Genomic DNA, 26587 nt, shown 5'->3' on the forward strand with positions numbered 1-26587 from the left:
ACCGACCACTGTAGGGGCTCCCGGCCGGTGTGGATAGAGAATCGCGGCCACTCCGCGTGCCTGCGTGGACCTGACCGTGAACTACGCAAAACGGTCTATTCCTCACGCCTCGAGGAAAAGATCCACTTCAGCGGATCCTGCTTGAATGGAAGCCCCTGCCGAAGGAGAGCCCGTGCCCGCTCGTGATCAGTCCGCTCGTGAACTGCTGAGTGCGATCCAGCGCGAGCTCGCGCCGCGCGACGACGACAACCGGCTCGTGCCGCTCGTCGTGTCCGGCCGTGCGCCGCGCGAGGTGTTCGCCGCGATCGCCGCCGAGGAGCGGTGGATCGTGCGCAGCGACTGGCGCAGCTTCCACGCGCTGGCCGCCCGCGCCGACGAACCGCGGGCGCGTGAGTTCTTCGGCGGCCTCGCGCCGGGGGAGCAGCTCGCGCTGGGCAAGCTCGACGCGATGGCGGCCGCGGTCGGAGATGATCCTGGGACCGAGTTGCCGCGTGCGGGTTGTCAGGCATATCCGGCGTACTTCGCGTGGCTGGCGCTGAACGGCGAAGCGGCTGAAGTCACCGTCGCGATCTTCGCGAACTTCGCCGCGTGGGGCCGGTACTGCGCCGCCATCGCCGCGGGGATGCGTGAGCACTACTGTTTTGAGGACGGTGGCTTCTCCGAGGACGCGTGCGCGTTCTTCGACTTCTTCGCCGCCGACGTCCCGGAAGTCGAAGAGCAGGCGCTCGCCGCGATCCAGGCCGGGCTCGACGCCGGGCGGCTCGACGCGGATCGCGCGCGGACGTACGCCCGGCTGTTCCAGAGCTACGAGCTGATGTTCTGGAGCACCCTCGCCGACGAGTTCCCGGCATGAGCCTCGCCGAAGAAGCGGCGGAGCTCGACGCCGCCGACCCCCTGGCCGCCAAGCGCGCGGAGTTCGACCTCGACCCGGCCGTCGCGTACTTCGACGGCAATTCCCTCGGCGCACCGCCGAGGCACGTCGCGCAGCGGCTCGCCGAGGTGGTCCGCGAGCAGTGGGGTGGCCGGCTGATCCGGTCGTGGACCGACGGCTGGTGGGACGCGCCGGAGCGGGTCGGGAGGCGCATCGCGCCGCTCGTCGGCGCGGCGCCCGGGCAGGTCGTGGTCGCCGACTCGACGAGCGTCGACCTGTTCAAGGTGCTCGTCGCCGCCGTGCGCGCGAACCCGGGCCGCGGCGAGATCCTGCTCGACGCCGCGACGTTCCCGACCGACGGCTACGTCACCGAGCAGGTCGGGCGCCTCACCGGACACGCCGTGCGGCGCGTGCCGGTCGCCGAGCTGCCTGCCGCGTGCGGTGAGGCGACGGCGGCGGTGCTCGTGAACCACGTCGACTACGTGTCCGGCCGGCTGCACGACATGGGCGCGATCACCGCCGCCGCGCACGCTGCCGGCGCCGCCGTGGTCTGGGACCTCTGCCACAGCGTCGGCGCGATCGAGGTGCGGCTCGACGAGCACGAGGTCGACTACGCGGTGGGCTGCACCTACAAGTTCCTCAACGGCGGGCCGGGCGCGCCCGCGTTCGTCTACGTCGCGAACCGGCTGCAGGAGTCGTTCGACCAACCGCTTGCGGGCTGGGCCGGGCACGCCGACCCGTTCGCGATGGAGGCCGGCTACCGCGCGGGCGCGGGGATTTCGCGGGCGCGCGCGGGCACTCCGGGCATCCTGTCGCTGCTCGCGCTCGACGCCGCGCTGGACGTGTGGGAGGACGTCGATCTCGCCGTGTTGCGCGCGAAAGGCTTGGCACTGGGCGATTTCTTCCTGCGCTGCCTCGACGAACTACTGCCCGGCGCCGACGTGCCGACGCCGCGCGACCACGCGCGCGGCCACCAGATTTCGGTGCGGGTGCGGGACGCGCCACGGACCATGGCGGCGTTGCACGAACGCGGCGTGCTCGGCGATTTCCGTCCGCCCGACGTGCTGCGGTTCGGGCTCGCGCCGCTCTACACGCGGTACGCGGAAGTGCTGCGCGCGGTCACGGCGTTGCATGAGCCGCGCTGAACGAAAGGCGAACTGAATTCACGGAAAATCGCGGTTTTCGCGGCTGAATGGATCCACGCATAGCCCCTTCGGGTGAGCGACCGAGACAGTTCCGCGTGGTTGCCCGCTATGATCGGACCCTGCTTTTCCGCTGGTGGGCGCACTGCGGACCGGCGCGATCCCGTGCTCGTGCGGCACGGGGAAACGTCGGCGCGGTTGCCGGGCGAAGGGGGCGGCGATGGCCGGTGCACGGGTTCGTGAGGTGCCGATTTCGTATGTCGGCACACTCCTGGTCGGGGTAATCCTCGGAATTCTGCTCGCCGAATTCGGCGACCTGTTCGTGCGCTTCCCGGTGGAGTCGGTGCTCGTGCTGGTGCTGGTCTGCTCCGTGGCCGTGCTCGGCTGGGCGTGCCGGGAGATGCTGCACGACCTCCTCCGCCGGGGCCGGCGCGGCGGCTCCGCTCGCCGGGCCGACCACGAAGACGACCCCGACTGGCCCGACGTGCCGCGCTTGATCCTGCACCGCGACGGCGACTCGCGTCCGAACGGCGTTCGGCGCTGAAAAGTGGTAATCGCGCCGGTGTGAACAGCGATTCCGTGGCCGGTGTAGTCCATTTCACGCCTTTTCGTCCTCGCGTGGAGTCCGGGGCCGCGCGTAAGGTCGCCGTCACGGACTGTCCGCGCGTTCGGTGATCGACCTCACCGATGAATTCGGTGTTCCTCACACGCCGTTCACCGCGCCGATAGCGCGCCGCAGGTCACGGTGGCACCGCCGTCCGGCCCATTACTGCTGCGACCAAGCTCACGTCTGCCGTGGCGGATTTCCCAAGCACTGGCAAGGGTTGTGAGACGCTCACGGGAACGTGATCGAAATTCGCGTCCAGACTTGACGTGCTTGCCCGGCCTGCCTAACGTCGTCGCGGGCGATGGACCACGGTGAGTTGATCCGGCTGGTCGGAACCGGGTGAGAAAACCCTGGGAGACCCGAATACCTTGTACTGCCGGAAGGAAAACGGACCACGGTGAAGCAGAATTCTGTTCGTCGCAGCCGCGGCTCGTCGATTCGATCACGCGTGCTCGCGATCGCGTTGATTCCGAGTCTCGCTCTCTTGCTCGTCGGCGTCGCGCTCGCCGGTTACCTGATCACCGACGCCCTGCAGGCGCGGGATTACGCGCAGAAGATCCGCAGTTCGGAAGGCCCGGGCATCCCGTTCATCCTCGCCGCCGAGCAGGAGCGGCAGCTGTCGATGAGCCTGCTGGCCGGACAGACCGACGCGCGTCAGGCGCTGCAGGCCGCGCGGCCGAAGACCGACGCGGCGGCCGCGCAGATCAGCTCGATCCTCGAGGGCAACTTCGCCGACGACGACACCGTGCCCGCGAGCGTGAAGCAGAACATCGCCACGTTCGCCGGGCTGTACTCGAAGGTGCCGCAGGTGCGTCAGCAGGTGGACGCGGGGCAGTTGCCGCTGCTGCAGACGTTCACCTTCTACAACCAGATCATCGACCAGTTCACGCAGGGCGTCGCCGGGCTCGCGCAGGCCGCGCGCGGTGCGGAGAACGCCTTCGCGCGCCTGTCGGCGATTCCGATCTTCAACGCCGCCGAGGAGATGCAGCGCAGCGATGCCCTGTCGGCGGCCGGGCTCGCTTCGGGCGGTCTGAGCGGTGACGAGCAACGCGCGTACATCGGGCAGATCGGCGCGTACCACGCGCAGCTGGAACAGTCCGTGCCGCAGATGCTGCCGCAGGTGCGCGCGAGCTACGACAAGCTCGTGGCCGGACCGGACTGGCGCACCGTCACGCAGGTCGAGAACGCGTTCCTGGCGGGCGAAAAGCAGCTGCCCGTGCCGCAGCAGCAGTGGCGCGACGCCGCGCACCAGGTCGCCACCACGTTGATGACGATGTTCGTGACGCAGAGCTCGGCCGCCACCAACGCGGCGATCGCCGACGCCGACACCACGCTCACCAACTCGATCATCGCCGGCGCCGCCGCGCTGCTCATCGCGATCATCGTGGTGCTCATCGCGCTGCGCCTCTCGCGCCGGTTCATCGCGCGCCTCGCGCGGCTGCGGGAGGACACGCTCGACGCGGCCGAGGTCCGGCTGCCGGAACTCGTGGAGCGCGTGCGCGCGGGCGAGCCCGTGGACCTCGAGGAGGGCGGGCACTTCCTCGACCACGGTGACGACGAGATCGGGGAGGTCGCCGAGGCGTTCAACAAAGCGCAGCAGGCGGCCATCGCCGCGGCCGTCGAAGAGGCGAAGACGAGGGAGGGCACCAAGACGGTGTTCCTCAACATCGCCCACCGCAGCCAGGTCATCGTGCACCGGCAGCTGAAGGTGCTCGACGCGGCCGAGCGCAAGCAGGAGGACCCGGACCAGCTGGACACGCTCTTCCAGCTCGACCACCTCTCCACGCGCGCCCGCCGCAACGCCGAAAACCTGATCATCCTCGGCGGCGGCCAGCCCGGCCGGCAGTGGCGCAACCCCGTCGGCCTGGCGGAGCTGGTGCGGGGCGCGGCGGCCGAGACCGAAGACTTCTCGCGCGTGAAGACGGCCGCGCTGCCGTCGATCGCCGTGCGCGGTCCGGTGGTCGGCGACCTCGTGCACCTGCTGGCGGAGCTGATCGACAACGCGACGTCGTTCTCGCCGCCCGAGGCGCGCGTCGAGCTGCGCGGCAACGTCGTCGGCAAGGGCGTGGTGATCGAGGTCGAGGACCAGGGCCTCGGGCTGGAGAAGGAGCAGGCGGACGAGTTCAACGCGATGCTCGCCGACCCGCCGGACTTCGGGATCATGGCGCTGTCGGACGAGCCCCGGCTGGGCCTGTTCGTGGTCGCGCGGCTCGCTTCGCGCCACGGCATCTCCGTGCACCTGCGGGAGTCGGCCTACGGCGGCACGCGCGCGATCGTGCTGGTGCGACGGGATCTGCTGGCCCAGCTGGCCGAAGCGACGCCGGAGGTCGCCGAGGAGCAGGCCCCGGTGCCGGTGCCCGAGCAGCCGGTGAAGGACCCGGTGCGCATGAGCCGCGTCGGCCGGCGGGCGGCGCGGTTGCGCCCCGAAGCGGCTCCGGTCGCGGCGGTGGAACAGCCCGGGTACGAACCGCCTGCGCCGCCGGCCGAGCAGCCCGCTCCGCCGCGCGCCGCCCGGCCGCCTCGCCCGCCCCAGCCGGCGTGGCCCGCGCACGAGCCGCGGCCGGCGCCGGAGAACGGCCGCCCCCAGCAGCCGTACCGGCCGGAAGCACCCGGTCGTCCGCCGCTGCCCCAGCGCCGGCGTCAGCAGAACCTCGTGCCCCAGCTGCGCGAGGACAGTCCGGCGCACGAGCTCCAGGACGCCCGGGAGGACACGCCGGAACTCGCCCGCAACCGCCTCACGGCGTTCCAGCAGGGCACCCGGCGCGCCCGGGAGACGGAAGTCGATTACGACGACAACAGGTACGGAGATCGCGACTGATGGCCAACAACGGCGTCAACGAGCTCGACTGGTTGCTCGACGACCTCGTCAAGCGGGTCGCCGGTGCCGAGCGGGCAGTGGTGCTTTCTTCCGACGGGCTGCTGATCGGCCGGTCGAGCAACCTGTCCGAAGAGGACGGTGAGCACCTGTCGGCCGTCGCCTCGGCGTTCCAGAGCCTCGCGAGGGGCACCGGGCGCCACTTCGGCGGCGGCAACGTGCGGCAGACGATGGTGGAGATGGATCACGCGTTCCTCTTCGTGACGGCGGCCGGCCGCGGGGCGTGCCTCGCGCTGCTGGCGAGCGCCGACGCGGACATGGGGCTCGTGGCGTACGAGATGAACCTGATGGTCAAGCGGGTCGGCGCGGTGCTCACGGCGGCACCGCGAGCCGGAGTGGTCCAGCGGACCTCGCCATGAGCGGCCGGCACGAGTCCTGGTTCGACGACGAGGCCGGGCCGCTGGTCCGCTCGTACGCCGTCACGGGCGGGCGCACCCGCTCGGACACGCTCGGGCTGGACCTGATCACGCTCGTGGTCGCCATGCGGACCGCACGCGAGGTGGCCGCGATCGAGCCGGAGTACGCGCAGATCCTGAGCCTGTGCCAGAAACCGACGTCGGTCGCCGAGGTGGCCGCGCGGGTGGATCTGCCCCTGCCGGTGGTGAAGGTTCTGCTGAGTGATCTGATCGAGTCGAACCTCGTGCTGTTCCGCACCGCGGCACCCCCGACCGAAGCTCCGAACAAACACGTACTCCAGGCGGTTCTCGATGGCATCCGGAAACTCTGAACCCCGGCGCGCGCTGACCGCGACCGCGGTCAAAGTGCTGATCGCCGGTGGGTTCGGGGTCGGCAAGACCACGATGGTCGGGTCGGTCAGCGAGGTCCCCCCGCTGCGTACGGAAGAGGTGATCACCGCCGCTTCCGAAGGCGTCGACGACCTCTCGGGCGTGGAGCAGAAGACCACCACCACCGTCGCGCTGGACTTCGGCCGCATCACGATCAACCCCGAGCTGATCCTGTACTTGTTCGGCACGCCCGGGCAGGACCGGTTCTGGTTCATGTGGGACGAGCTGGCCGAGGGCGCGCTGGGCGCCGTGGTGCTGGCGGACACGCGGCGGCTCGATTCGTGCTTCGCCGCGGTGGACTTCTTCGAGCGCCGGGGCCTTCCGTTCGTGGTCGGCGTGAACTGCTTCGACGGCGCCTACCGATACGGCACGGAAGAGGTCCGGGCCGCGTTGGACCTCGACCCGGACGTTCCCCTGTTGCTGTGCGACGCCCGTGAGCGGGAGTCCACCAAGCAGGTGCTGACGATCCTCATGGAGCACGTGATGAAGTACAACGACCTGGCGGCCGCGGGCTACTGACGGGCTTTCTTGGCTCGGTTGCGAAGGTTGCCCAGGTTGCCCAGGGCGAACGCGCCCGGACCGGTGAAGGCGATCGTCAGGAAGATCCACGAGTACAGCGCGGCCGGCTCGCCCATGTTCTGCATCGGCAGCAGGCCCATCGGCGCGTGGACGGTGAAGTAGGCGTAGGCCATCACGCCGGACAGCACGATCGCGGCCGGTCGTGTCGCCACACCCAGCAGGATCAGCACGGCGCCGACGACCTCGATCGCGCTGGCCCAGAAGCCGGGGAAGCTGCCGAACGGCACGGCCCCACCCTGGCCGTCGATGCCGCCGAAGAAGCCGAAGCCGGCCAGGCCGTGGATCAGGAACAGGGCCGACGTGACGACCCGGAACAGGGCCAGCACGATCGGGCGGACGCGCTCGACGAGCTGCGGCTTCGTGGTCGACACGGTGGACGGGGTGGCCTGGGTGCGGGTGATGGTGGTCATTTCCGGTTCCCTCCGAGTGTTTTTCCCTTTTGCCGATGCGTCGAGCGGGCTCGACGCGGATCGACACGGGTGCGGAAACTTTTTCGGGCGGGTTCCGGCAGACTGTCGCGATGGCTGCCAAACACAGCGCCGGGCTGCTGCTCTTCCGCCGGCGCGACGAGGTCGAGGTGCTGCTCGCGCACATGGGCGGGCCGTTCTGGGCGAAGAAGGACGAGGCCGCGTGGTCGCTGCCCAAGGGCGAGCTGGAGGACGGCGAGGAGCCGGTGGCCGCCGCGCGGCGCGAGTTCGCGGAGGAGCTCGGCCTGCCCGCGCCCGACGGCGAGTGGTTCGCGATGGGTGACGTGCGGCAGTCGGGGAAGGTCGTCACGGCGTGGGCCGTGGAGGCGGACCTGGACCCGGCGGCGGTCGTGCCGGGGACGTTCGAGCTGGAGTGGCCGCCGCGCTCGGGGCGCAAGCAGGAGTTCCCGGAGGTGGACCGCGTCGAGTGGTTCGGGCTGGACGCCGCGCGGGTGAAGCTCGTGAAGGGGCAGCGGGCGTTCCTCGACCGGCTGTCCGAAGTGATCTAGCCTAAGAGGTCGAGGACCTCGGCCAGCGGCTTGGCCGTGAACGACGGCAGCACCAGGTCGGCGTGGCCGAAGTCGAGCACAGTGGTGATGGCGTTCGGCACGGCGACCGTCGGGATGCCCGCGGCCTTGGCGGCGCTCACACCGTGGGGCGAGTCCTCGAAGGCGATGGCTTGCTCCGCCGGGACGTCGAGCGTGGCCAGCGCGGCGAGGTAGGTGTCGGGGCGCGGTTTGGCGGCGTGGCGGTCGCCGGTCTCGACGGAGCCGAACCGTTCGGCGAGGCCGAGGCGGGCGAGCTGGCCGTGGACCCAGGTGCCCGACGAGCTGGACGCGACGCCGAGCTTGAGGTTCCGGCTCGCGGCCTCGTCGAGATAGCCGAGCACGCCCTCGCGCGGGCCTTCGGCTTCCAGCAGCTGGTGGACGCGGGCGCGCATCCCCGGGCGCAGCTGCTCGGGGTCGATGTGCGCGACGCGCTCGGCCAGCAGCTTGAACATCGTGGCGGCCGTGTTCTGCGTGCCGATCACGGTGTGCCAGACCTCCAGCGGGAGCTCCGTGCCGTGGTCGCGGAACATCTCCTGCCACGACTGCAGCACCGCGGCTTCCGTGTCGGCCAGCGTTCCGTCGAAGTCGAAGATCAGCGCTCGCGTGGCCACCCGGTCAGCTTGCCGTACGGCCGTTCGCGGTGTCAGCGAGGTGTGAAGAACTCCGCAAGCACGGGGGCGAGAGCCTTGGCCTTCACGAGGTGGGTCTGGCCCGCGAGGGTGCGGTAGGTGGCGCCCGGCAGCGTCTGGGCCAGCTGGGCCACGCCGGTGCGCATCCACCGGGGACTCTTGCCACCGTCGATGACGAGGGTCGGCGCGGTGATGCCCGACCAGCGTCCCTCGGGGAGCGGCTCGCCGGCCTGGTTGCCGTCCATCAGGGCGTTGTCGTAGGGGAGCGTGTGGGCGACGCGCTTGAGCTTCGGCCACGCGGGCATGAGGCGCATCATCGCGACCATGGGCGCGGGCAGCTCGATCCCGATGCGCATGAAGAGGCGGACGGCTTCCGCGCGGTCGTCTGTTGCGACGGCCTGCTCGAGCTTCTCGGTGTAGTCGGCTTTGAGGGGCTTGCGCGACCCGTCGACGACGAACGGCGGCTCGTACACGGCGAGTTTGCTCGTCGGCACCCCGCGGTGCGCCGCTTCGAGCGCGAGCACGGCTCCCGAGGAGATCCCGAAGAGGCCGGCTTCTCCACCCGCCTCCTTGACGATGGCCGCGACGTCTTCCACTTCGCGCTCCACGTCGTAGGGCAGCGTGTTCCCGCTTTCACCCCGGCCGCGGCGGTCGAACGTGAAGACGGTGAAGCGGGCGGCGAGTTCCTTCGCGATGGCGTCGTTGGGCGTCGAGCCGCGGTAACACATCGCCCCGTCGACGAGCACGAGCGACGGCCCGGTGCCGAGGCGGGTGTAGCCGAGGGTGGTGCCGTCGGCGGACGTGGTGGTGGGCATGGGTTTTGCCTCCTTCAGTGGTTGATGGTGCGCTTGGTGTGGACCGCTGTCACGGCGAGCCAGGTGAACGCCAATGCGACGGCCACCCAAAAACCGATGACGACCACGGGGTTGGTCGACCCGGTCGCGACGCCCGCGAACCCGGCGAGGAACGCGATGCCGGTGATGCGGGAGTAGGCGGATTTGCGGGCGAGGCACGCGGCGGTGAAGGCGAGGAAACCGATTCCGGCGGTGACGATGTGGAGCGCTCCGTGCCAGCTGATCGCCGCGCCGGCGGGGTCGGCCACAAAGATCCCGGCGGCGACGAGGCCGGCGCCGAAGGTGGCGATCAGCCGGCTCTTGAGCCCGATGGCGCAGGCGATGACGAGCAGTCCGGTGACGACGAAGTTGGCTATTTGGATCCAGCCGTCGGGCCCGATGGCGAGGAGGCTGACGTCGGTTCGCGCGGGGTCGAACCCGGGGCGGGCCAGGGCCTGGGCGAGGGCGGTCACGAGGTAGACCGGCCCGGCGGCGATGCCGGCGTTGAGGAGGGCGCGGGTGGTGTTTGTGCTGCTCTGGCGGGTGGTCGGTCTCGGTGCGGTGGTGGTCATGGCGAGCTTCCCTCGGGTGGTGGACTCCTTGGTTGGTCTGGTGTGGAGAAGGCTGTCACCGATGGTTTTGATTGTCAAGACAAAAATATTAGTCGGTGGGGTGGGCGTCGGTGCGGTCATTCGAGGACCCGGCAGAGCTGAGGGGTGGCGAGATCGCTTGTCGCACGCCGGAACGCCCGCCGCCCGCTCGAGTGGGGTCGGGCTCGGCGGTGCTCAGGTCGGGCGCAGTGGCCGGGTCGAGGTGGGCGAGGGGCGGGGGGCAGACCGATCAGGCGGCGCGTCGGGTTGCCGGGCCGTGCCGAAAGACTTGGCTGGCATGGGGTTGCGAGGGCCAGGCCGGTCGGTGGTGCCCAGGTCAGGCGCAGCGGCCGGGTCGAGGTGGGCGAGGGGCAAGCCGATCGGGCGGCGCGTCGGGTTGCCGGGCCGTGCCGAGGTGGGCGGGGGGCAAGCCGATCGGGCGGCGCGTCGGGTTGCCGGGCCGCGTCAAAGACGTGGCCGGCATGGGGTGCGAGAGCCAGGCCAGTCGGTGGCGTGCTGGCCAGGGCGAGGTGGGAGAGAGGCGGACCGACCAGAGGCTGCGACGGGTCGCCGGGCGACGCCAAAACATTTTGTCGGCATGGCGTTGCGAGAGCCGGACCGGTCGGTGGTGCCCAGGTCGGGGCCGGAGAAGGCGGACGGGCCAGGCGACGCGATTATCGCCGGTCGGGTCGAAGCCCTCGCCCGGCCGGCCGGGAGTTGGCGGTGCTCAGGCCTGGTCCGGTGGCCGGGTTGAGGCACGGAGCCGCGGTGCTGTTCGGGCGGCGCGTCGCTGGGTTGAGCCGGAGTCCTCGCCCGCCCTGGCGCTGCTCAGGTGAGGGCGATCGGGGTCGGCGATGGCGTTGGTCATGTGGTTCGGCGGATCGCCGGATCGCGCCGAAGGTCTCGCCCAGCCTGGCTTAGCTCGCCTCAGGCCGGGCGGGTCTGCGCTGTTCGGATCTGGCGTGGGGCCTACTTGGATTCGGCGAGGCGGGCCCGCTCGGCCGCTGGTCGCGCCGAAGCGCTCGCCCGGCCCGGCGTTGCTCGCGTCAGGCCGGGCGGTCGAGGGTTGGTGGTGTCCAGGTCAGGCGGCGCGACGGAGCGTGAGAAGGCTGATCTCGTTCGGCGCGAACACGCGGAACGGCGGCCCCCAAAACCCGGAGCCGCGGCTGTTGTACAGCTGGGTGCGGGGCCCGTGGGGCGTCAGGCCGGAGAGCGTGGGTTGGTCGAGCCGGACGAGCAGGTGGAACGGCCAGATCTGGCCGCCGTGGGTGTGCCCCGAGATCTGCAGGTCGACGCCGGCTTCGCGGGCCTGTTTGACCTGCTTGGGCTGGTGGGCGAGGAGGACGACGGGGACGTCGGGGTCCGCGCCGGCGAGGGCGGCGGGCAGGTCGGGGCCGTGGCCGGGCAGCCCGGAGGCCGCGCCGGTGGGGTCGTCGATGCCGGCGAAGAGGATGCGGTCGCCGCCGCGCTCGACGAGGGTGCTGCGGTTGTGGAGGGTGTCCCAGCCGAGGCTCGCCATGTGGTCGAGCCAGGCCTGGGCTTCGCCGAAGTACTCGTGGTTGCCGGTGATGTAGAAACGGCCGAGGCCGGCCTGCACGCCGCCCAGCGGGTCGACCTGCTTGCGGCGCTTGGCGACCGATCCGTCGGCGAGGTCGCCCGCGTGGCAGACGACGTCGGCCTGCAGCCGGTTCACCTCGGCGACCAGCTTCTCCGACCACTTGGTGCGGTCGAGGGGACCGTAGTGCGTGTCGGTGATGACCGCGATGCGCAGCCCGTCGACGCCCGCGCCCAGCCGCGGGATCACCACGTCCACTTCCTTCACCGGCGGCACCCGCATCGCGGCCCGGTTGCCGACCACGAGCAGCACCACCGACACCGCCAGGCTCGCCGCCGCCACAATCCGCGGCCGCGCGGGGTCGTCGACACCCGCCGCCAGCAGCGCCAGCCGCAACACGTGCCCGAGGACGCTCCACGTGAACAGCACCCAGATGGTGCCCAACATGACGTCCCCAGTCCGCGCCGCGGCATCGCTCTGCCTCGGCCCGTGGCCCTGGAACATCAGCACCGGAAACGCCACCATCGCGCCCGCGAACACCACCGTCCCCGCGACGGTCCCCGCCACCGGCCACCCCGGCAACAACACGAACACCGACCAGGGCTCCCCGAACAACAACAGCAACGCAACAACCAGGGCGGCCGCCCGACGAACCCGACGCATCACGGTCGCCATCCCTTCGACATGGTCTACCCAGAGTAGCCGGACTCGGGGGCTAACGGCCCAATGGGCTGTTAGGGCTGTTTCGGTGGGTCGGGTCGCCGAGCCGCCGAGTCGCTGAGCTGGCCGAGTCGCTGAGCTGGCCGACCAGGTCGGTCGAGTCCTGTGGCCGAGCCGGACTGCGTCGGTTGCGCGAGCCGAGCACGGGAGAACGCGTGGGCCGGCCGTCCGGTGAACGCTCCGATGGCCGCCGGCCAGACGGCGACCAGCCGCTACCAGCTCATGATGGGCCCGTGGTACCACGATCCGACCGGTGACATCGACCTGCACCCGATCGAGCTGGCCTGGTACGACCACTGGCTCAAGGGCGTCGACACCGGGATCACCGACACCACGAAACCCTTGCACACCAACGTGTTCGGCACTGACAACTGGGTCGACACCACGACGTACCCGTTCGCCGGCGCACAAGCCACCACCTACTACTTCGGCGCCGGCCGCACCGGCACCGCACCGCGCGCGGCCAACGACGGCACGCTTTCGACCAGCCCGCCCTCGGGCAGCGGCACCGACTGGATCACCTGGACGCCGACGTCGAGCACCTGCACGCGATCCACCGCCCAGTGGCTGGGCGGATTTCTGCCGAACCTGGCGTGTGACACCACGAACCTCGACCGCGAACACGGTCCAGGCTCGCTCGTCTATACGTCCGCGCCGCTGACGCAGCCGAGCGTGCTCGCCGGGCCGATCACCGCGTCGATCTCCGCGCAGGCCAACACCCTGGACACGATGTGGGTGGTGACCGTGACCGACGTCGGCCCGGACGGTTCGTCCAAGCCGCTCACCGAAGGCGCGCTGGTCGGTTCGCAGCGGGAAACCGACTCGTCGCGCAGCTGGTACAGCCCCGACGGGAAGCTCCTGATGCCCTACCACCCGTACACGCGCCAGTCGGAGAAATGGCTGGTGCCCAACGAAATCACGCGTTACGACGTGGAGGTGTTCCCCACCTTCGCGCAGCTCGCGGCCGGGCACCGGATCCGTGTGGTGCTGACGACGGCCGACACCCCGCACCTCACCCCGACGCTCACCCAGCTCCCCCGCCTGCTCGGCGGCATCTACCAGGTGAAGACGCCCGCGTCTTCGATCACGCTGCCGCTGGCGCCTCTCTCGGCGATCACCGGGTGACGCGCCAGCTCTCCACGGTTTCGTCGACGTCCAACGGCATCGCGCGCAGCGGCGGGCCTTCCTGCGGCCGGCGGTGCGTTTCGCGGATGCGTTCGTTGAGGTCTTCCACGATCTCGCGCACGCGCTTCTCGGTGCGCACCGACGCGAGTTTCGCCGGCAGGTCCTGGATCTCGCGCGGGATCGCGAGTGACGGCGGCAGGAACGAGCCCGTGTCCAGGTCGCCTTCGCGGGCGCGGCGCAAGGCCCAGTCCGTGGCGGCGTCGCGCCCCGTGGCGGGTGGCAGCGGCTTGCCGGCGCCGGGCAGGTCGTCGAACTCGCCGCGCGACTGGGCGGCGTTGATCAGGCGGTCGACCCACGAGCCGAAGGACACGCCGGGGGGTTTGCGCTCGGTCACTCCAACACCTCCGATCCCCACCCAGCGTAGCCGCGCCCGGAGCCTCGCGGATGGGTCGAAGGTCCCGAACCGGCAGGTAGGATCCCCGGCAACCGATCAGCGCCGGGGCAGGGGAGGGGCTGCGACGATGACCGTCGAGCAGAACAGCGACGAACGCGCCGCGGAGGCTGAGCAGATCGACCGCACGCTCGCGTTGCTGTGGCGCGAACGTTCCACGTCCGCAGCCGAACCCGCGCGTGGGCGCCGGCCGACGCTCACCGTCGGGCAGATCGTGGCCGCGGCCATCACGGTCGCCGACGCCGACGGGCTCGTGGCCACGTCGATGCACCGCGTCGCCAAGGAGCTCGGCGCCGGGACCATGACGCTCTACACGTACGTGCCCGGCAAGACCGAGCTCGTCGACCTGATGGTGGACGACGTCCTCGTCGAGCGCGGCCTGCCCGGCCCCGGGCAGCCACGGACGGGTGATTGGCGCGCGCAGATCCGGCTCTACTCCGAGCGCACGCGCGAAGCCCACCGCCGCCACCCGTGGCTGCGCGAGATGTCGCGCGTGCGGCCCGCGCTCGGCCCGGGTCAGCTCGCCGGACAGGAGTACGTACTGTCCACCGTGGACGGTCTGGGGCTCGCGCCACGCGAAACCGTGGCCGCCGCGAACAGCATCACGGCCTACGTGGACGCCAACGCGGCGCTCGAAGCCGAGAGCATCCACCTCGAACGCAGCACCGGCCAGTCGAACGACGCGTGGTGGGACCAGCGTTCTTCCTTCTGGGGCAAGTACTTCGACCTCACCGCGCACCCGGCGATGAACCGGGCTTGGCTCGGCGGCGGCTTCGACCAGGGCGCGGGCGAGCAGGCGGCCGAGGCTTGGGAGTTCGGCCTCGACCGGCTGCTCGACGGCATCGAGCTGCAGGTCAAGCGGTGCCGCGGGCCAGAGCCCGGGCGATGACGTTGCGCTGCACCTCACTTGTGCCTTCGCCGATTTCGAGGATCTTCGCGTCGGCGTAGAAGCGCGAGATGGTTGACTCGCGGATGAAGCCGTAGCCGCCGTGGATCTGCACGCTCTGGCTGGCCGCGCGGTTCGCGACCTCCGACGCGTAGAGCTTCGCCATCGCCGCCGCCGTGCTGAACGGCCGGCCCTGGTCGCCGAGCCACGCCGCGTTGTACACGAGCCAGCGCGCCGCCGCGATCTCCGTGGCCATGTCCGCGAGTTTGTGCCCCACGGCCTGGAACCGTGTGAGCGGCTGGCCGAACTGCTCGCGTTCGCCCGCGTGGCGCACCGCGAGGTCGAGGGCCTTCTGCGCCAGCGACAACGACAGCGCGGCCACACTGATGCGCCCGCCGTCGAGGACTTCCAGGAACTGGCGCAAGCCGTTGCCCTCCTCGCCGATCAGGTGGTCGTCGGGCACCCAGCAGCCGGAGAACACGAGCTCACGCGTGTCGAGCGCGTGCCAGCCGAGTTTCTTCAGCGGCTGCCCCTTGGTGTAGCCGGGTGTGCCTTCGGGGATGAAGAAGGTGCCGTAGCGCTTCGCGCCGCCGTCGTTCTCGCCGGTCAGGGCCAGCACGGTGACGCCGAGGCTCATCTCGGTGCCGGCGTTGCTGATGAACATCTTCGTGCCGTCGAGCAGCCAGCCACCGTCGGCTTGTCGCGCGCGCGTGCGGATGCCGGCCGCGTCCGAGCCGGCCGTGGGTTCGGTGAGGCCGAAGGCACCGATCGCCTCTCCCGAGGCGAGCGGCCGCAGCCACCGTTCCTTCTGCTCGTGGGTGCCGAACGTGGCGAGCGGCAGCGTGGCGATCGTCGAGTGCGCGTTCCACGCCGACGCGATCGACTGGTCGGCCGCGCCCAGCTCCTCCATCGCGGCAACATAGGACACGAAGCCGGCGTCGGTGCCGCCGTACTTCTCGTCCACGAGCATGCCCATCAGCCCGAGCTTGCCCAAGTCGTGGAACACCTTCGTGGGGAAGTGGCTGCGCTCGGACCAATCGGCGGCGTACGGCGCGATTTCCTTCGCGGCGAAATCCCGGCAGAGCTGCTTCAGCGCGACGGTTTCCTCGGGCAGGTCGAAGTCCATCAGTGCTCCTCGGGCTTCAGCAGGATCTTGAGGTGGCTGCCGCGGTCGGCTTCGAGCTCGGCGAACGCGTCGCGCCCGGCCGAGAGCGGCCGCACCCCGGTGAGCATCGGCGTCGCGTCGAGCCGGCCGGTGGCCATGAGGTCGAGCACGCGGGGGATGTCGAAGTTGTAGCCCAGCGAGCCGAGCACCGTGCGCTCGAACGGCACGATCTGCGTGATCGGCAAGGACGCGCTGGCGCCGCTGATCCCGCACAGCACCGCGCGCCCACCTCGGCGCACGGTGCTCACGGCCAGCTCCACCAGGTCCGGACGGCCGGTCGCCTCCACCACCACGTCGGGCCCGACGCGCCCGGTGCGCAGGAAGACTTCGCGCCGCACATCGGTCTTCGCCGGGTCGTAGACCTCGGTCGCGCCGATCTCGGCGGCCTTGCGCGCACGGTCGGGCACGGGCTCGCTCACGTACAGGCCCGCGGCGCCCGCGAGCTTCGCGGCCAGCAGCGCGGCGATCCCGATCGGGCCGGCGCCGAGCAGGAGGACGTGATCACCCGGCTGGACACCCGCGCGGCGGATCGCGTGCAGGCCCACGGCGAGCGGCTCGGCCAGGGCGGCGAGCTCGTCGGAGACGCCGTCGGGGACCGGCACGAGGCCCTCGACGGGCACGGTGACCTTCGACGCGAACCCACCGTCGGCGGCGAGGCCGATCGAGCCGCCCTTGGCGCAGATGTGGTACTCGCCGTGGGTGCACCAGCGGCACACGCCGCAGCGCAGGCACGGGTCGACGGCCACGCGTGTGCCGACGTTCACACCGGGCACGTCGGAACCGAGCGCCACGACCGTGCCGCTCATCTCGTGGCCCAGGGTGAACGGCGGTTCGAGGCCCGTCAACGGGTGTGGCCCCGTGCGGATGAGATTGGGGCCGTGCGCGAACTCGTGCAGGTCGGTGCCGCAGATCCCGCAGTACGACACGGCGATCACCGCTTGACCCGGCGCCGGTGCCGGCGGTTCCGGCACGTCGTCGAGGCGGAGCTCGCCCTTGGCGTGCCAGCGCAGCGCGTGCACGCGACCACCTCCGAACTGGAGTTGTTTTTTCGAACAGTCGGTACAAGAATCGTGGTTCCCGGCGCGATGTCAAGGGCCGGGGAGGAAACCGGTGAACGGCAAGGGCAGGAGCGTGATGACTTCCACCCGGGTGAGCGACCTGGCAACGGCATTCGACGGTGACCCGAGCGCATTGACCGAGATGTACCGGCGGATGCGGCTGATCCGGCAGTTCGAGGACCGGGCGTCGAGGCTGTACCGGAACAACGAGATCCCCGGCTTCCTGCACCTGTCAATCGGGCAGGAAGCCTCGGCGGTCGGCGCGTGCCGGCCGCTGGACGACCGCGACGTGATCACCTCCACCCATCGCGGGCACGGCCACTGCATCGCGAAAGGCCTCGACGTCGAGGGCATGTTCGCGGAGCTGATGGGCAAGGAGACCGGCACGTGCCGGGGCCGCGGCGGGTCGATGCACATCGCGGACCCGCGCAAGGGGATCTTCGGGGCCAACGGAATCGTCGCGGCGGGGCTGCCGATCGCCGTCGGCGCGGGTACGGCCGCGCAGCTGCGTGCTCAGGGCGGTGTGGTGCTGGCGTTCTTCGGCGACGGCGCCGTGGCCCAGGGCATGTTCCACGAAGCGGCGAACCTCGCTTCGGTGTGGCGGCTTCCGGTCATCTTCTTCTGCGAGAACAACAAGTACGCCGAGTTCTCGCCGATCGCCACCCAGACGCGCGCGTCGCTCGCTGACCGCGCGCCGGGGTACGCGATGGATTACCACCACGTGGACGGCAACGACGTCGCCGCCGTCGCCTCGCTCGTCGACGGCTTGGTGCGCGAGCTGCGTGAGGGCGGCGGGCCCGTGCTGGTCGAGGCCGACACGTACCGCTGGCACGGCCACTACGAGGGCGACCCGGAGAAGTACCGGGAGCCCGAAGAGCTGGCGGAGTGGAAGGAACGCGACCCGCTGGTGCGCCTGGCGGCGCGGCTGCGTGAACTGGGCACGGACGTCGCCCCGATCGATTCCGAGGTGGACGCCCGGATCGAGGCGGCGGTCGAGGCCGCGCGCGCCGCGGAGGAACCGTCGCCGGACACGTTGCACCACTACGTCGGCGTGCCACGCGAGCCCGTGCCGGAGCCGGCTGAGGCGACGGGCGAGATCTTCCGGACCATGGACGCGATCCGCGGCGCGCTGGAGTACGAGCTGTCCCACGACGAGTCCGTGTTCCTGGCGGGTATCGACGTCGGCGCCGGCGGCAACGTCTTCGGCCTGACCAGGGGACTCGCCGAGAAGTACCCCGGCCGCGTACGCGACACGCCGATCTCGGAAAGCGCCATCATCGGCGCCGGCGTGGGCGCCGCGATGGCCGGCCTGCGCCCCGTGGTGGAGCTGATGTACTTCGACTTCGTCGGCGTGTGCCTCGACCAGCTCATGAACCAGGCCGCGAAGCTCCGGTTCATGACCGGCGGCGCCGTCAGCCTGCCCATGGTCGTGCGCACGCAGTTCGGCGCGGGGAAGTCGTCGGGGAGCCAGCATTCGCAGAGCCTGGAGGCGCTGCTCGCGCACATTCCCGGCCTGACCGTGGTGATGCCGTCGACCCCGGCGGACACGTATGGCCTCCTGCGGGCCGCCATTCGCGATCCGAATCCGGTGGTGTTCGTCGAGAACCGCCTGATGTACGGGCGGAAGGGACCGCAGCCGCCGCCCACGCACCTGGTGCCGCTGGGTTGCGCCGCCATCCGCCGGCCGGGAACGGACGTGACGCTGGTGTCGTACTCGAAGCTGGTGCACGACTGTGTCGACGTGGCCGCGGAGCTGGCGGCCGAGGGGATCAGCGTCGAGGTGATCGACCTGCGGACCATCGCACCGCTGGACACCGCCACGGTCCTGCAGTCGCTGGCCAAGACCGGGCGGCTGGTGGTGGCGCACCAGGCGGTCGGCGACTTCGGCGTGGGCGCCGAGCTGGCCGCCGTGGCCGCGCGAGAAGGCTTCTGGACGCTGGACGCGCCCGTGATCCGCGTAGGTGCGGCCGGGACGCCGGCGCCTTATGCGCCTTCGCTGGAGCGGGTGTGGTTGCCGTCGAAGGAACGGATCGCCGCCGCCGTCCGGGAATCGGCTCGCGCGTGACTACGCTGCCCGCATGGAGTCCGGCCAGGTCTCGGTGTGGGTCCCGATCGTCGTCGCGGTGCTCGGCATCCTGGGGGTGGTGAGTGGTCAGCTGATCAACGTCTGGCGCGAGGAGCGCCGGTGGGCGCGGGAAGCCGTGCGCGAGGACCAGCGCTGGGCGCGGGAACGCCAGCGCGACCTCGACGCCCACTGGCGAGAGAAGCGCTTCGACGTGCACATCGCGGTGCTCGCCGCCTTCCGCGACTGGGAGCGCGCGCTGGAGAAGCCGGTCGCGGCGCGCGAGGCCGGCCACGAGCCGGCCGGCCTCGACGAGCTGCGCGCACTCGACGAGCAGGTGCAGCAGGTGCTGTCCGGTCTGATGATCTTCGGCCCGGCTGCGCTCGCTGCCGCGGCCGACGAGGTCTACCTCGAGTTCCGCCAGAGCCACGACTACGCGCTGGGCCTGCGCGATCTGGGTGCGGCCGTGAAGAACCAGCGCTACCTGGGCGTGCTCCTGCTCGGGCTGCGTCAGCAGGTCCGCGAGGCCCTGCAGATCACGGGGCCGGACGAGGAGGCACCCGTCCGCGCGTGACCGAGCGAATCGAGCGGGTCAGGCCGGCACCCGCGCTCTGAACGCGGCCACCCGTTCCTCCAGGTCAGCCACGTCGTAACCCGGACTGCAGAACCCCGAGATCAACGTCGCGCAGTACTCCCGCGACAGGAACGCCGCGTCCCACGGTCCGTCCGGCCGGGCCCACTGGTAGGTGTGGTTGTGCAGGTTCAGGAACTGCAGCATGGCCAGCCGCGGGTCCAGCCGGCGGAACGCGCCGGTGTCCATCGCAGCGGCCAGCAGATCCAGCACGATGCGTTCGAACTCGCGGCGCTGGCGCAGCAGGCGGGCGCGGTTGGCGCCGCGCAGGTGGCGGTAGTCGTGTTCGTACACCCAGATGTGGTCGAGGCGCTCGAGGATGATGTCGAGCAGCGTCTCGGACAGCAGGCGCAGCCGCAGGACCGGGTCCTCGTCGAGGGTGGCGATGCGGCGGGCGGCGGTGAGCAGCGGGCGCAGTACGCGGTCCTGGATCTCGACCAGGAGGTTCTCCTTGGACCCGATGTAGTAGTACAGCGCGCCCTTCGCGAGGCCCGCGACCTGACCGATCTCGGCGATCCCGGTGGCGGCGTAGCCCTGCTTGGCGAACAGCGCGGCGGCCTGGTCGATGATCTCCTGGCGCTTGACCTCGTAGCCGGGGCCGTGTCCCGGTGGTCTCGGCATTTTTCCCCTCCGCTGCTGGCAGACACACCACTCTAGGCGTCACGGTCGAACGTGGCCTTGCCCGGCCCGTCGCGCAGGAACGACGCCATGCCGGTGTCGCGGTCGCGCGTGGCGAACAGGCCGGCGATGAGCGAGCGTTCCAGGGCCAGGCCCGCGGCGATCGACGAATCGAGTCCGTGGTCCACGGCCTCCTTCACCGCCTGGATCGCGAACCGGGGTCCCGCCGCGAGCGCCTGCGCGTACTCCAGAGCCGCGGCAAGAGGATCGTCGGCGATCCGATCCACGAGCCCCAGGGAGAGCGCTTCCGGAGCACGCACCCGCCGTCCGGTCATCAGCAGCTCCTTCGCCCGCGACGGGCCGATCAAGCGCGCCAGCCGTTGCGTGCCGCCGGATCCCGGGATGATGCCGAGCAGCACCTCCGGCTGGCCGAACACCGCGTCGGGAGCGGCGACGCGGTAGTCGGCCGCGAGCGCGAGTTCCATGCCGCCGCCGAGGGCGTAGCCGTTGACGGCCGCGACAACCGGCATCGGGAGTTCGGCGAACCGCGTGAACGCCTTCTGCAGCGCGCGGTTCCAGCCGAGCACCTCCTCGAACGAGAACCCGGCCAGCTGCTTGATGTCCGCGCCCGCCGCGAAGACCCGCGAGCCGCCGTGGAGCACCACCGCGTGGACGTCGTCGGAGTCCGCCAAGCGCGCCGCGGTGTCGGCCAGCGCGTGGCGCATCTCGGTGTCGAAGGCGTTGAGGGGCGGGTGGTCCAGGCGGACCGTCGCGACCCGGCCGGTGGTTTCGACGTGTAGCCGTTCCGTCATCACTGAAGCTCCTCACCTCACCCGGTCCGGGCTTGTCAGGCCGCGATCAGGGTCCTACAGTGCTTCCCATCACGGTTTCTTAGACCGATTGGTACACGAAACTCGGCAGCGGCACAACACACCGGAGTGATGGCCCATGGACGCAGTCGAATCATCCGTCCCCGAAGGACTTTCGGTAGCCCGGGAAGAGGTCACCGACGCCGATCTGCAGGCACTCGGCGTGAACCTCGAACGGGATTTCCCCGGTTCCACCGCAGCGGACTTCCGCCGCTACCCGGTGCTCTCGGAAGGCGGTTGGTTCACCGTCGTCAAGCACCAGAAAACGCTCGAATCGGTGAGCCGTGAAACCGGCCCGCTGCTCGGCCCCATCGTTCTCACCTCCGACGGCCTCGACGTTTACTGACCACGAATCACCGAAAGGCGGGTAGTTCCATGATCGGAGTAGACGTCGGCGGCACGTTCACGGACGTGGTGGCGATCGCCGATGGCGAGATCAAGACCGTCAAGGTCGCCACGGACGTGCGCACCACCGAACGCGGTGTGCTGCGCGGTGCCGAAGAGGTCGGCGTGAGCGCGTCCGCGGTCTTCAACCACGCCAGCACCCACGGCCTCAACGCGATCATCACGCGGCGGCTGCCGAAGATCGCTTTCCTGACCACGCTGGGACACCGGGACATCCTCGACATCGGCCGCACCTGGCGCCCGGTCGAAGGCCTGACGAACCCCGCGTGGCGCCGCTCCTACGGCGACGCGAACCGGCCGCTCGTGCCCCGGTACCTCCGGCGCGGCATCCGCGAGCGGCTGACCGCCGACGGCGGCATCCTGATCCAGCTCGACGAGGACCACGTGCGCGAAGAGCTCGCGGTGCTGCGCAAGTGCGGCGTCGAAGGCGTGGCCATCTGCCTCATCAACGCATACGTGAACAACCATCACGAAGAACGCTTGCGCCAGCTCGTGCACGAGGAGCTCGGCGACATCCCGGTGTCGATCTCCAGCGAGGTCTCCCCACTGGCCAAGGAGTTCGCGCGCGCGTCGACCACGGTCATCGACGTCTTCATGCGCCTGACTTACGACGCCTACACCAAGCGCCTCGACGCCGGCCTGCGCGACCTCGGCTTCACCGGTGACCTCAACTTCGCCGACTGCGCCGCGCAGCTCGTGCGTTCCGACGTCGCGATGGAACATCCGTTCCGCATCGTGTTCGCCGGCCCCGCGGCGGGAACCGTGTCCAGCGCCCACTTCGGCGGCCTGATCGGCGCCGGAAACCTGTTGTGCGCGGACGTCGGCGGCACCTCGTGCGACATCAGCATGGTCAGCGACGGCAAGCCGTTCGTGAACACGACGTTCGAACTCGAACACGACCTGATCGTGAACGCACTGTCCAACGAGGTCTCCAGCATCGGCGCCGGCGGCGGCAGCCTCGTCACGATCAACCCGGCCGGTGAGCTCAAGGTCGGCCCGGGAAGCGCGGGCGCCGACCCCGGCCCGGCTTGCTACGGCCTCGGCGGTCGGCAGCCGACGACCACCGACACCTGCCTGCTGATGGGCATCATCGACCCCGACGGGTTCGCCGGCGGCCGGATGAAGCTCGACCCCGATCTCTCCCGGCAAGCCTTCGAGGCGCTCGACTCGAAGCTGTTGTTCGAGCAGCGCGTGAGCTACGCGTTCAACATCGGCGTGAACAACATCGCCGAGGGCGTCGTGAACATCGCCATTCAGCACGGCGTCGACCCGCGCGACTACAGCCTCGTCGCCTACGGTGCGGCCGGCCCAATGCTGCTGCCCGCGGTGCTCGACCTGGTGCACGCGGCCGAGGTCATCGTGCCGCCGCACCCGGGCCTGTTCTCCGCGCTGGGCCTCGTCAGCTCCGACCTCGTCTACGCCGACAGCCGCAGCGCCTACACACTGCTGACCGCCGAGGCGGCCGAGCAGGTCGACAAGGTCTACCACTCCATGGAAGAGCGGCTGCGCGAACGCCTGCAGGAGAAGGACCGCGACAACATCGAGTTCGTCCGCAGCTTCGACGGGCGCCTCGCCGGCCAGACGTGGGAAACGCCGTTCATCGGCGTGCCCGCGGGCACGATCGACGCGGAGGCCGTCGCCACGATGGTCGCGAACTTCCACGAGGCCTACGCCGAGCGCTCGGGCAACAAGTTCGAGGCACTGCCCGTGCAGGGCGTCACCTACCGCGTCCAGGCCGTCGCGAAGGCCGACAAGGTCGAGTACCCGAAGATCCCGGAGCGCGCGTCGGGCGACACCTTGCAGCCGACGCGCACACTGAAGATCCGCTACCTCACCGACGACGTCCTCGACGCCGGCGAGTACCAGCGCGCCGACCTCCGCGTCGGCGACCAGGTCCCCGGCCCCGCGGTCGTCCGCGAACCGCTGTCCACCACGTTCCTCGTCCCGGGTCAGGTCGCGACCGTCGGGACCTACGGCGAGCTGCGCATCCGGAAGGCGTGAACCATGACCTCTCTGAAGGACCTCGACGACGCCCAGTTCGCCGAGCTGTACGGCTCCGACCGCTTCACCGCGTCGGTCCTGTCGAGCCGCATGCGCTACATCGTGCAGCACATGTGCACCGGCCTGCTCAACAACGCGTTCTCGCTCATCCTGCGCGACTGGTACGACTTCGCGGCGACGATCTCCGGCCCGCCGGAACAGAACTACCCGATGTCCTCGGTGAGCAACAGCCTCGCGATGTTCCTCGGCACCATGTCCGAGGCCGTGCGCAACACCATCGAGGAGTACGGCCCGGAGAACCTCGAACCGGGTGACGTGGTGATCTGCAACGACCCGTACCGCGCGGGCAACCACGTGAACGACATCTGCTTCATCCGCCCGGTGTTCCACGAGGGCAAGCTGATCTCGCTCGTCACGCTGCGCGCGCACCAGCTCGACATGGGCGGCGTGATCCCGGCGGGCTTCTCCGGCACCAAGCGCAACGTGTACGAAAACGGCCTCGTGATCGCGCCGATGCAGCTGTACAAGAAAGACAAGCCGGTGAAGTCGGCGTTCAACCTGATCTTCGACAACGCCCGTTACTGCGCACTGCTGCTGCCCGACATCAAGACGATCTACCAGAACCTCCTGCTGGGCGAGAAGCTGATCAACGAGAGCGTGGAACGCTACGGCGTCGACGCGTACCTCGGCGCGATCCGCTACTCCACCGACGTGTCGGCCGAGTCCATGAGCACCGCGCTGGCCGAGCTGCCCGACGGCGTCTACGAGGCCGAGGAAGGCATCGACTGCGACGGTGTCGACGACACCGTCGAGTACAAGATCCGGCTGAAGATCAGCAAGGCCGCCGACCGGATGGAGCTCGACTTCTCGGGCACCTCGCCACAGGCGCGCACGTCGATCAACGCCGGCATCCTCGACACGAAGACCGCCGTCGGGGTCGCGTTGAAGTTCCTCATCGATCCGGCCACGCCGTTCACCTCCGGTGCGTACCGGCCGATCGACATCGTGCTGCCGGCCGGCACGTTCATCAGCGCCACGCCACCGGACGGCGCGGTGTTCCTGTACTGGGAAAGCACCGGGCCGGTCCTGCTCGCGGTGTTCCGCGCGCTGGAGAAGGCGCTGGGCCGCAAGGCCGTCGGCGGCGACTACGGCTCGCTGAACATCCACAACGCCAACGGCGTGCTGCCCGACGGCACCCCGTGGGTCACCACCGCGCAGTGCGGCGGCGAGCACGGGCCCTGGGGCGCGACCGAAGCGGGCGACGCGGACAGCTACTCCGTGGTCTACCAGGCCAACAACCTCGACCCGGCCACGGAAGCCATCGAGTCCGAGCTGCCGGCCGTGGTGCTGCGCAAGGAGTACGCGCCGGACAGCGGCGGCGCGGGCGACAACCGCGGTGGCGCGGCCGTGCTCAAGGACACGCTGTACCTGACGGACGCCGAACACTGGTCGAGCCCGCTGCACACCAAGACCGCGAGCGGGGTCGGGGTCTACGGCGGTGAGGCCGGCGCGCTCGGCGCGACCTGGGTGTTCCACCCGGACTACAAGAACGTCACCAAGGACAAGGACCTCATCGGCACCGAACCCGAGGTCTACTCGGGCGCGACGCCGGTCGCCGGGATGCTCGACCCGAAGACCAAGACCGTGGACCCGAACGGCGAGTACTTCTACTTCGCCAGCACCCCGGTGTGGCACACCAAGCCCAACGCGGTGTTCCGCTACCTCACCAACGGCGGTGGCGGCTGGGGTTCACCGCTGCAGCGCGATCCCGAGCGAGTGTGCCGCGACGTGCGCGACGAGTACGTGACCATCGAGGGCGCGTACCGCGACTACGGCGTGGTGATCTCCGGCGACCCGCACGGTGACCCGGAGAACCTCAAGATCGACCAGGAAGCCACCGCCAAGCGCCGCGCCGAGCTGGCCGCGAAGTAGGGAGGAACCGTTGTCCGAGAACGGGACGGACGTCGACCGGCAGAACAAGCTCAGGGAGACCTTCCTCGCCGAACGCGGGTACTGGAACACGTTCTGGGAAGGACTGCTGAGCCTCGACCCGGACTTCTTCGAGGCGTACTTGAACTTCTCCGCCGTGCCGTGGCGCAAGGGGGTGTTGGAGCCGAAGGTCAAGGAGCTGATCTACACCGCGATCGACGCCTCCACCACGCACCTCTACGAGCCCGGGCTGCGCCAGCACATCCGCAACGCCCTCGGCTACGGGGCCACCAAGGAGGAGATCATGGAGGTGCTGGAGCTCACGAGCGTACTCGGGATCCACACCTGCACCCTCGGGGTCCCCGTGCTGATGGAGGAACTGGCGGCGCACGAGCAGAAGTCGGCGTGAGCCACGGAGTTCTCGACCCGCGCGGTCCGGCATCCCTGGCCGGGGCGCGCGTGGTCGTGACCGGTGCGGCGCGCGGGATCGGCAGCCGGATCGCAGTCGAGCTCGCGCTCGCCGGGGCCCACGTCACGGTGCTCGATGCCCGGGATCCCGCCGCGACCGTCGCCGAGATCACCGAGGCCGGCGGTTCCGCCGCCGGCCTGGTCCTCGACGTCACCGACCGCACCGCCGTCGCCTCGGCCATGGCCGAGGCGGCGGGTCCCGGCAAGCGGCTCGACGCCTTGGTGACGTGTGCGGCCGTCTACGGCGAGACGATGCGGCTCGACGAGCTGTCGGAGTCCGAAGTGGACGCGGTGCTCGGCGTCAACGTCAAGGGCACGCTGTGGTGCATCGGCGGCGCGCTGCCGTTCCTGCGCGGTCACGACGCGCGGGTCGTCTGCATCGGCTCGGTGGCGGGCAAGGTCGGCGGCGTGCTCGCCGGCCCGCACTACGTGGCCAGCAAGGGCGCGGTCCACGCGGTGGTGAAGTGGCTCGCGAAAACCGAGGCCCGCAACGGGATCGTCGCCAACGCCGTGGCCCCGGGCGTGGTGGACACGGACATGATCGTGGGCAAGGGGTATTCCGACGACTACAACCCGCTCGGCCGCTTGGCTCGGCCCGAGGAGATCGCGCGCGTGGCGGCTTTCCTGGCCTCGCCCGCGGCGAGCTACATGACGGGTGCGGTGGTCGACGTCAACGGGGGTTACGCGATGGGCTGAGCGCCCTGCGGAAGGAGGTCCA

At 70.3% G+C, this 26587-nt stretch carries 27 protein-coding genes; 17 read left to right on the forward strand and 10 right to left on the reverse strand.

The genetic code is table 11. The features are described 5' to 3' along the window. Positions 1–172: 172 nt before the first annotated feature. The 7 genes from AB0383_RS25985 to AB0383_RS26015 all read left to right on the forward strand — a co-directional run bounded on the left by AB0383_RS25985 (position 173) and on the right by AB0383_RS26015 (position 6799). The gene (locus AB0383_RS25985; RefSeq protein ID WP_364184303.1) at positions 173–853 is read left to right on the forward strand and encodes a transcriptional regulator; all 681 of its coding nucleotides are present in this window, start codon (positions 173–175) and stop codon (positions 851–853) included. Further along, positions 850–2016 (forward strand): kynureninase, encoded by a 1167-nt coding sequence (gene kynU, locus AB0383_RS25990; protein ID WP_364184306.1) that lies wholly within the window; start codon positions 850–852, stop codon positions 2014–2016. Before AB0383_RS25985 ends, kynU begins: the two co-directional genes overlap by 4 nt. Positions 2017–2233: 217 nt before the next feature. After that, complete coding sequence (locus AB0383_RS25995; protein ID WP_364184308.1) at positions 2234–2557, forward strand: hypothetical protein; 324 nt, start codon at positions 2234–2236, stop codon at positions 2555–2557. Between the two features lie 460 nt (positions 2558–3017). Then, a complete protein-coding gene (locus tag AB0383_RS26000; RefSeq protein ID WP_364184310.1) occupies positions 3018–5438 on the forward strand; it encodes a nitrate- and nitrite sensing domain-containing protein in 2421 nt (806 codons plus the stop codon). Then, entirely contained in the window at positions 5438–5854 is a 417-nt protein-coding gene (locus AB0383_RS26005) for a roadblock/LC7 domain-containing protein (RefSeq protein ID WP_220243702.1), read from the forward strand. Before AB0383_RS26000 ends, AB0383_RS26005 begins: the two co-directional genes overlap by 1 nt. After that, positions 5851–6222: a DUF742 domain-containing protein gene (locus AB0383_RS26010; protein WP_364184312.1), complete on the forward strand. Its 372-nt coding sequence runs from the start codon at positions 5851–5853 to the stop codon at positions 6220–6222. Before AB0383_RS26005 ends, AB0383_RS26010 begins: the two co-directional genes overlap by 4 nt. Continuing rightward, positions 6203–6799, forward strand: coding sequence for an ATP/GTP-binding protein (locus AB0383_RS26015; protein ID WP_364184315.1), 597 nt, complete (start codon positions 6203–6205; stop codon positions 6797–6799). Before AB0383_RS26010 ends, AB0383_RS26015 begins: the two co-directional genes overlap by 20 nt. Here AB0383_RS26015 and AB0383_RS26020 read toward each other — a convergent pair. Further along, entirely contained in the window at positions 6793–7269 is a 477-nt protein-coding gene (locus AB0383_RS26020) for a DoxX family protein (RefSeq protein WP_364184318.1), read from the reverse strand. The two genes, AB0383_RS26015 and AB0383_RS26020, sit on opposite strands and share 7 nt — an antisense overlap. 110 nt (positions 7270–7379) lie before the next feature. Between AB0383_RS26020 and AB0383_RS26025 the strand changes: the two genes are divergently transcribed. Continuing rightward, complete coding sequence (locus AB0383_RS26025) at positions 7380–7835, forward strand: NUDIX domain-containing protein (RefSeq protein WP_364184321.1); 456 nt, start codon at positions 7380–7382, stop codon at positions 7833–7835. On the opposite strand, the gene AB0383_RS26030 is transcribed toward AB0383_RS26025, so the two are convergent. The 4 genes from AB0383_RS26030 to AB0383_RS26045 form a co-directional block, all read right to left on the reverse strand. After that, complete coding sequence (locus AB0383_RS26030; protein WP_364184324.1) at positions 7832–8485, reverse strand: HAD-IA family hydrolase; 654 nt, start codon at positions 8483–8485, stop codon at positions 7832–7834. The two genes, AB0383_RS26025 and AB0383_RS26030, sit on opposite strands and share 4 nt — an antisense overlap. A gap of 32 nt (positions 8486–8517) precedes the next feature. Further along, positions 8518–9318, reverse strand: coding sequence for an alpha/beta hydrolase (locus AB0383_RS26035; RefSeq protein ID WP_364184327.1), 801 nt, complete (start codon positions 9316–9318; stop codon positions 8518–8520). A gap of 14 nt (positions 9319–9332) precedes the next feature. Continuing rightward, a complete protein-coding gene (locus AB0383_RS26040; RefSeq protein WP_364184330.1) occupies positions 9333–9908 on the reverse strand; it encodes a DUF998 domain-containing protein in 576 nt (191 codons plus the stop codon). A gap of 1099 nt (positions 9909–11007) precedes the next feature. Further along, positions 11008–12144: a metallophosphoesterase gene (locus tag AB0383_RS26045; protein WP_364184333.1), complete on the reverse strand. Its 1137-nt coding sequence runs from the start codon at positions 12142–12144 to the stop codon at positions 11008–11010. 240 nt (positions 12145–12384) lie between these two features. On the opposite strand from AB0383_RS26045, the gene AB0383_RS26050 reads away from it, so the two are divergent. Beyond that, positions 12385–13326 carry a CocE/NonD family hydrolase gene (locus AB0383_RS26050; RefSeq protein WP_364184336.1) on the forward strand — a complete coding sequence of 314 codons (942 nt, stop codon included), beginning with the start codon at positions 12385–12387 and terminating at the stop codon, positions 13324–13326. On the opposite strand, the gene AB0383_RS26055 is transcribed toward AB0383_RS26050, so the two are convergent. Further along, positions 13316–13720: a DUF1992 domain-containing protein gene (locus AB0383_RS26055; RefSeq protein WP_364184339.1), complete on the reverse strand. Its 405-nt coding sequence runs from the start codon at positions 13718–13720 to the stop codon at positions 13316–13318. The genes AB0383_RS26050 and AB0383_RS26055 overlap by 11 nt on opposite strands. Before the next feature lie 127 nt (positions 13721–13847). Between AB0383_RS26055 and AB0383_RS26060 the strand changes: the two genes are divergently transcribed. Beyond that, complete coding sequence (locus AB0383_RS26060) at positions 13848–14666, forward strand: TetR/AcrR family transcriptional regulator (protein ID WP_364184342.1); 819 nt, start codon at positions 13848–13850, stop codon at positions 14664–14666. On the opposite strand, the gene AB0383_RS26065 is transcribed toward AB0383_RS26060, so the two are convergent. Beyond that, positions 14632–15789: an acyl-CoA dehydrogenase family protein gene (locus AB0383_RS26065; protein WP_364184345.1), complete on the reverse strand. Its 1158-nt coding sequence runs from the start codon at positions 15787–15789 to the stop codon at positions 14632–14634. The two genes, AB0383_RS26060 and AB0383_RS26065, sit on opposite strands and share 35 nt — an antisense overlap. After that, the gene (locus tag AB0383_RS26070; protein ID WP_364184347.1) at positions 15789–16847 is read right to left on the reverse strand and encodes an alcohol dehydrogenase catalytic domain-containing protein; all 1059 of its coding nucleotides are present in this window, start codon (positions 16845–16847) and stop codon (positions 15789–15791) included. Before AB0383_RS26070 ends, AB0383_RS26065 begins: the two co-directional genes overlap by 1 nt. A gap of 115 nt (positions 16848–16962) precedes the next feature. Here AB0383_RS26070 and AB0383_RS26075 point away from each other — a divergent pair, with 115 nt between their 5' ends. Together AB0383_RS26075 and AB0383_RS26080 are read left to right on the forward strand one after the other, a co-directional pair. Then, a complete protein-coding gene (locus AB0383_RS26075; RefSeq protein ID WP_364184350.1) occupies positions 16963–18951 on the forward strand; it encodes a dehydrogenase E1 component subunit alpha/beta in 1989 nt (662 codons plus the stop codon). Between the two features lie 13 nt (positions 18952–18964). Further along, on the forward strand, positions 18965–19522 hold the full coding sequence (locus tag AB0383_RS26080; RefSeq protein ID WP_366188770.1) for a hypothetical protein: 558 nt from the start codon (positions 18965–18967) through the stop codon (positions 19520–19522). An 18-nt stretch (positions 19523–19540) separates the two neighbouring features. On the opposite strand, the gene AB0383_RS26085 is transcribed toward AB0383_RS26080, so the two are convergent. Further along, entirely contained in the window at positions 19541–20200 is a 660-nt protein-coding gene (locus AB0383_RS26085) for a TetR/AcrR family transcriptional regulator (RefSeq protein WP_364184356.1), read from the reverse strand. Positions 20201–20232: 32 nt separating this feature from the next. Continuing rightward, the gene (locus tag AB0383_RS26090; RefSeq protein WP_364184359.1) at positions 20233–21009 is read right to left on the reverse strand and encodes an enoyl-CoA hydratase-related protein; all 777 of its coding nucleotides are present in this window, start codon (positions 21007–21009) and stop codon (positions 20233–20235) included. 136 nt (positions 21010–21145) lie between these two features. On the opposite strand from AB0383_RS26090, the gene AB0383_RS26095 reads away from it, so the two are divergent. The 5 genes from AB0383_RS26095 to AB0383_RS26115 are packed head-to-tail and all read left to right on the forward strand — an operon-like array spanning position 21146 to position 26565. After that, on the forward strand, positions 21146–21412 hold the full coding sequence (locus AB0383_RS26095; protein ID WP_220243678.1) for a hypothetical protein: 267 nt from the start codon (positions 21146–21148) through the stop codon (positions 21410–21412). A gap of 29 nt (positions 21413–21441) precedes the next feature. After that, a complete protein-coding gene (locus AB0383_RS26100; RefSeq protein ID WP_366188771.1) occupies positions 21442–23472 on the forward strand; it encodes a hydantoinase/oxoprolinase family protein in 2031 nt (676 codons plus the stop codon). Positions 23473–23475: 3 nt separating this feature from the next. Then, positions 23476–25404, forward strand: a complete 1929-nt coding sequence (locus AB0383_RS26105; protein WP_364184365.1) for a hydantoinase B/oxoprolinase family protein — start codon at positions 23476–23478, stop codon at positions 25402–25404. 10 nt (positions 25405–25414) lie between these two features. Continuing rightward, positions 25415–25810: a carboxymuconolactone decarboxylase family protein gene (locus AB0383_RS26110; protein WP_220243675.1), complete on the forward strand. Its 396-nt coding sequence runs from the start codon at positions 25415–25417 to the stop codon at positions 25808–25810. Next, a complete protein-coding gene (locus tag AB0383_RS26115) occupies positions 25807–26565 on the forward strand; it encodes an SDR family NAD(P)-dependent oxidoreductase (RefSeq protein ID WP_364184368.1) in 759 nt (252 codons plus the stop codon). Before AB0383_RS26110 ends, AB0383_RS26115 begins: the two co-directional genes overlap by 4 nt. Positions 26566–26587 lie beyond the last annotated feature (22 nt).

Origin of the sequence: Amycolatopsis sp. NPDC051373 (assembly GCF_040689465.1) — a bacterium.
Lineage (GTDB): Bacteria > Actinomycetota > Actinomycetes > Mycobacteriales > Pseudonocardiaceae > Amycolatopsis.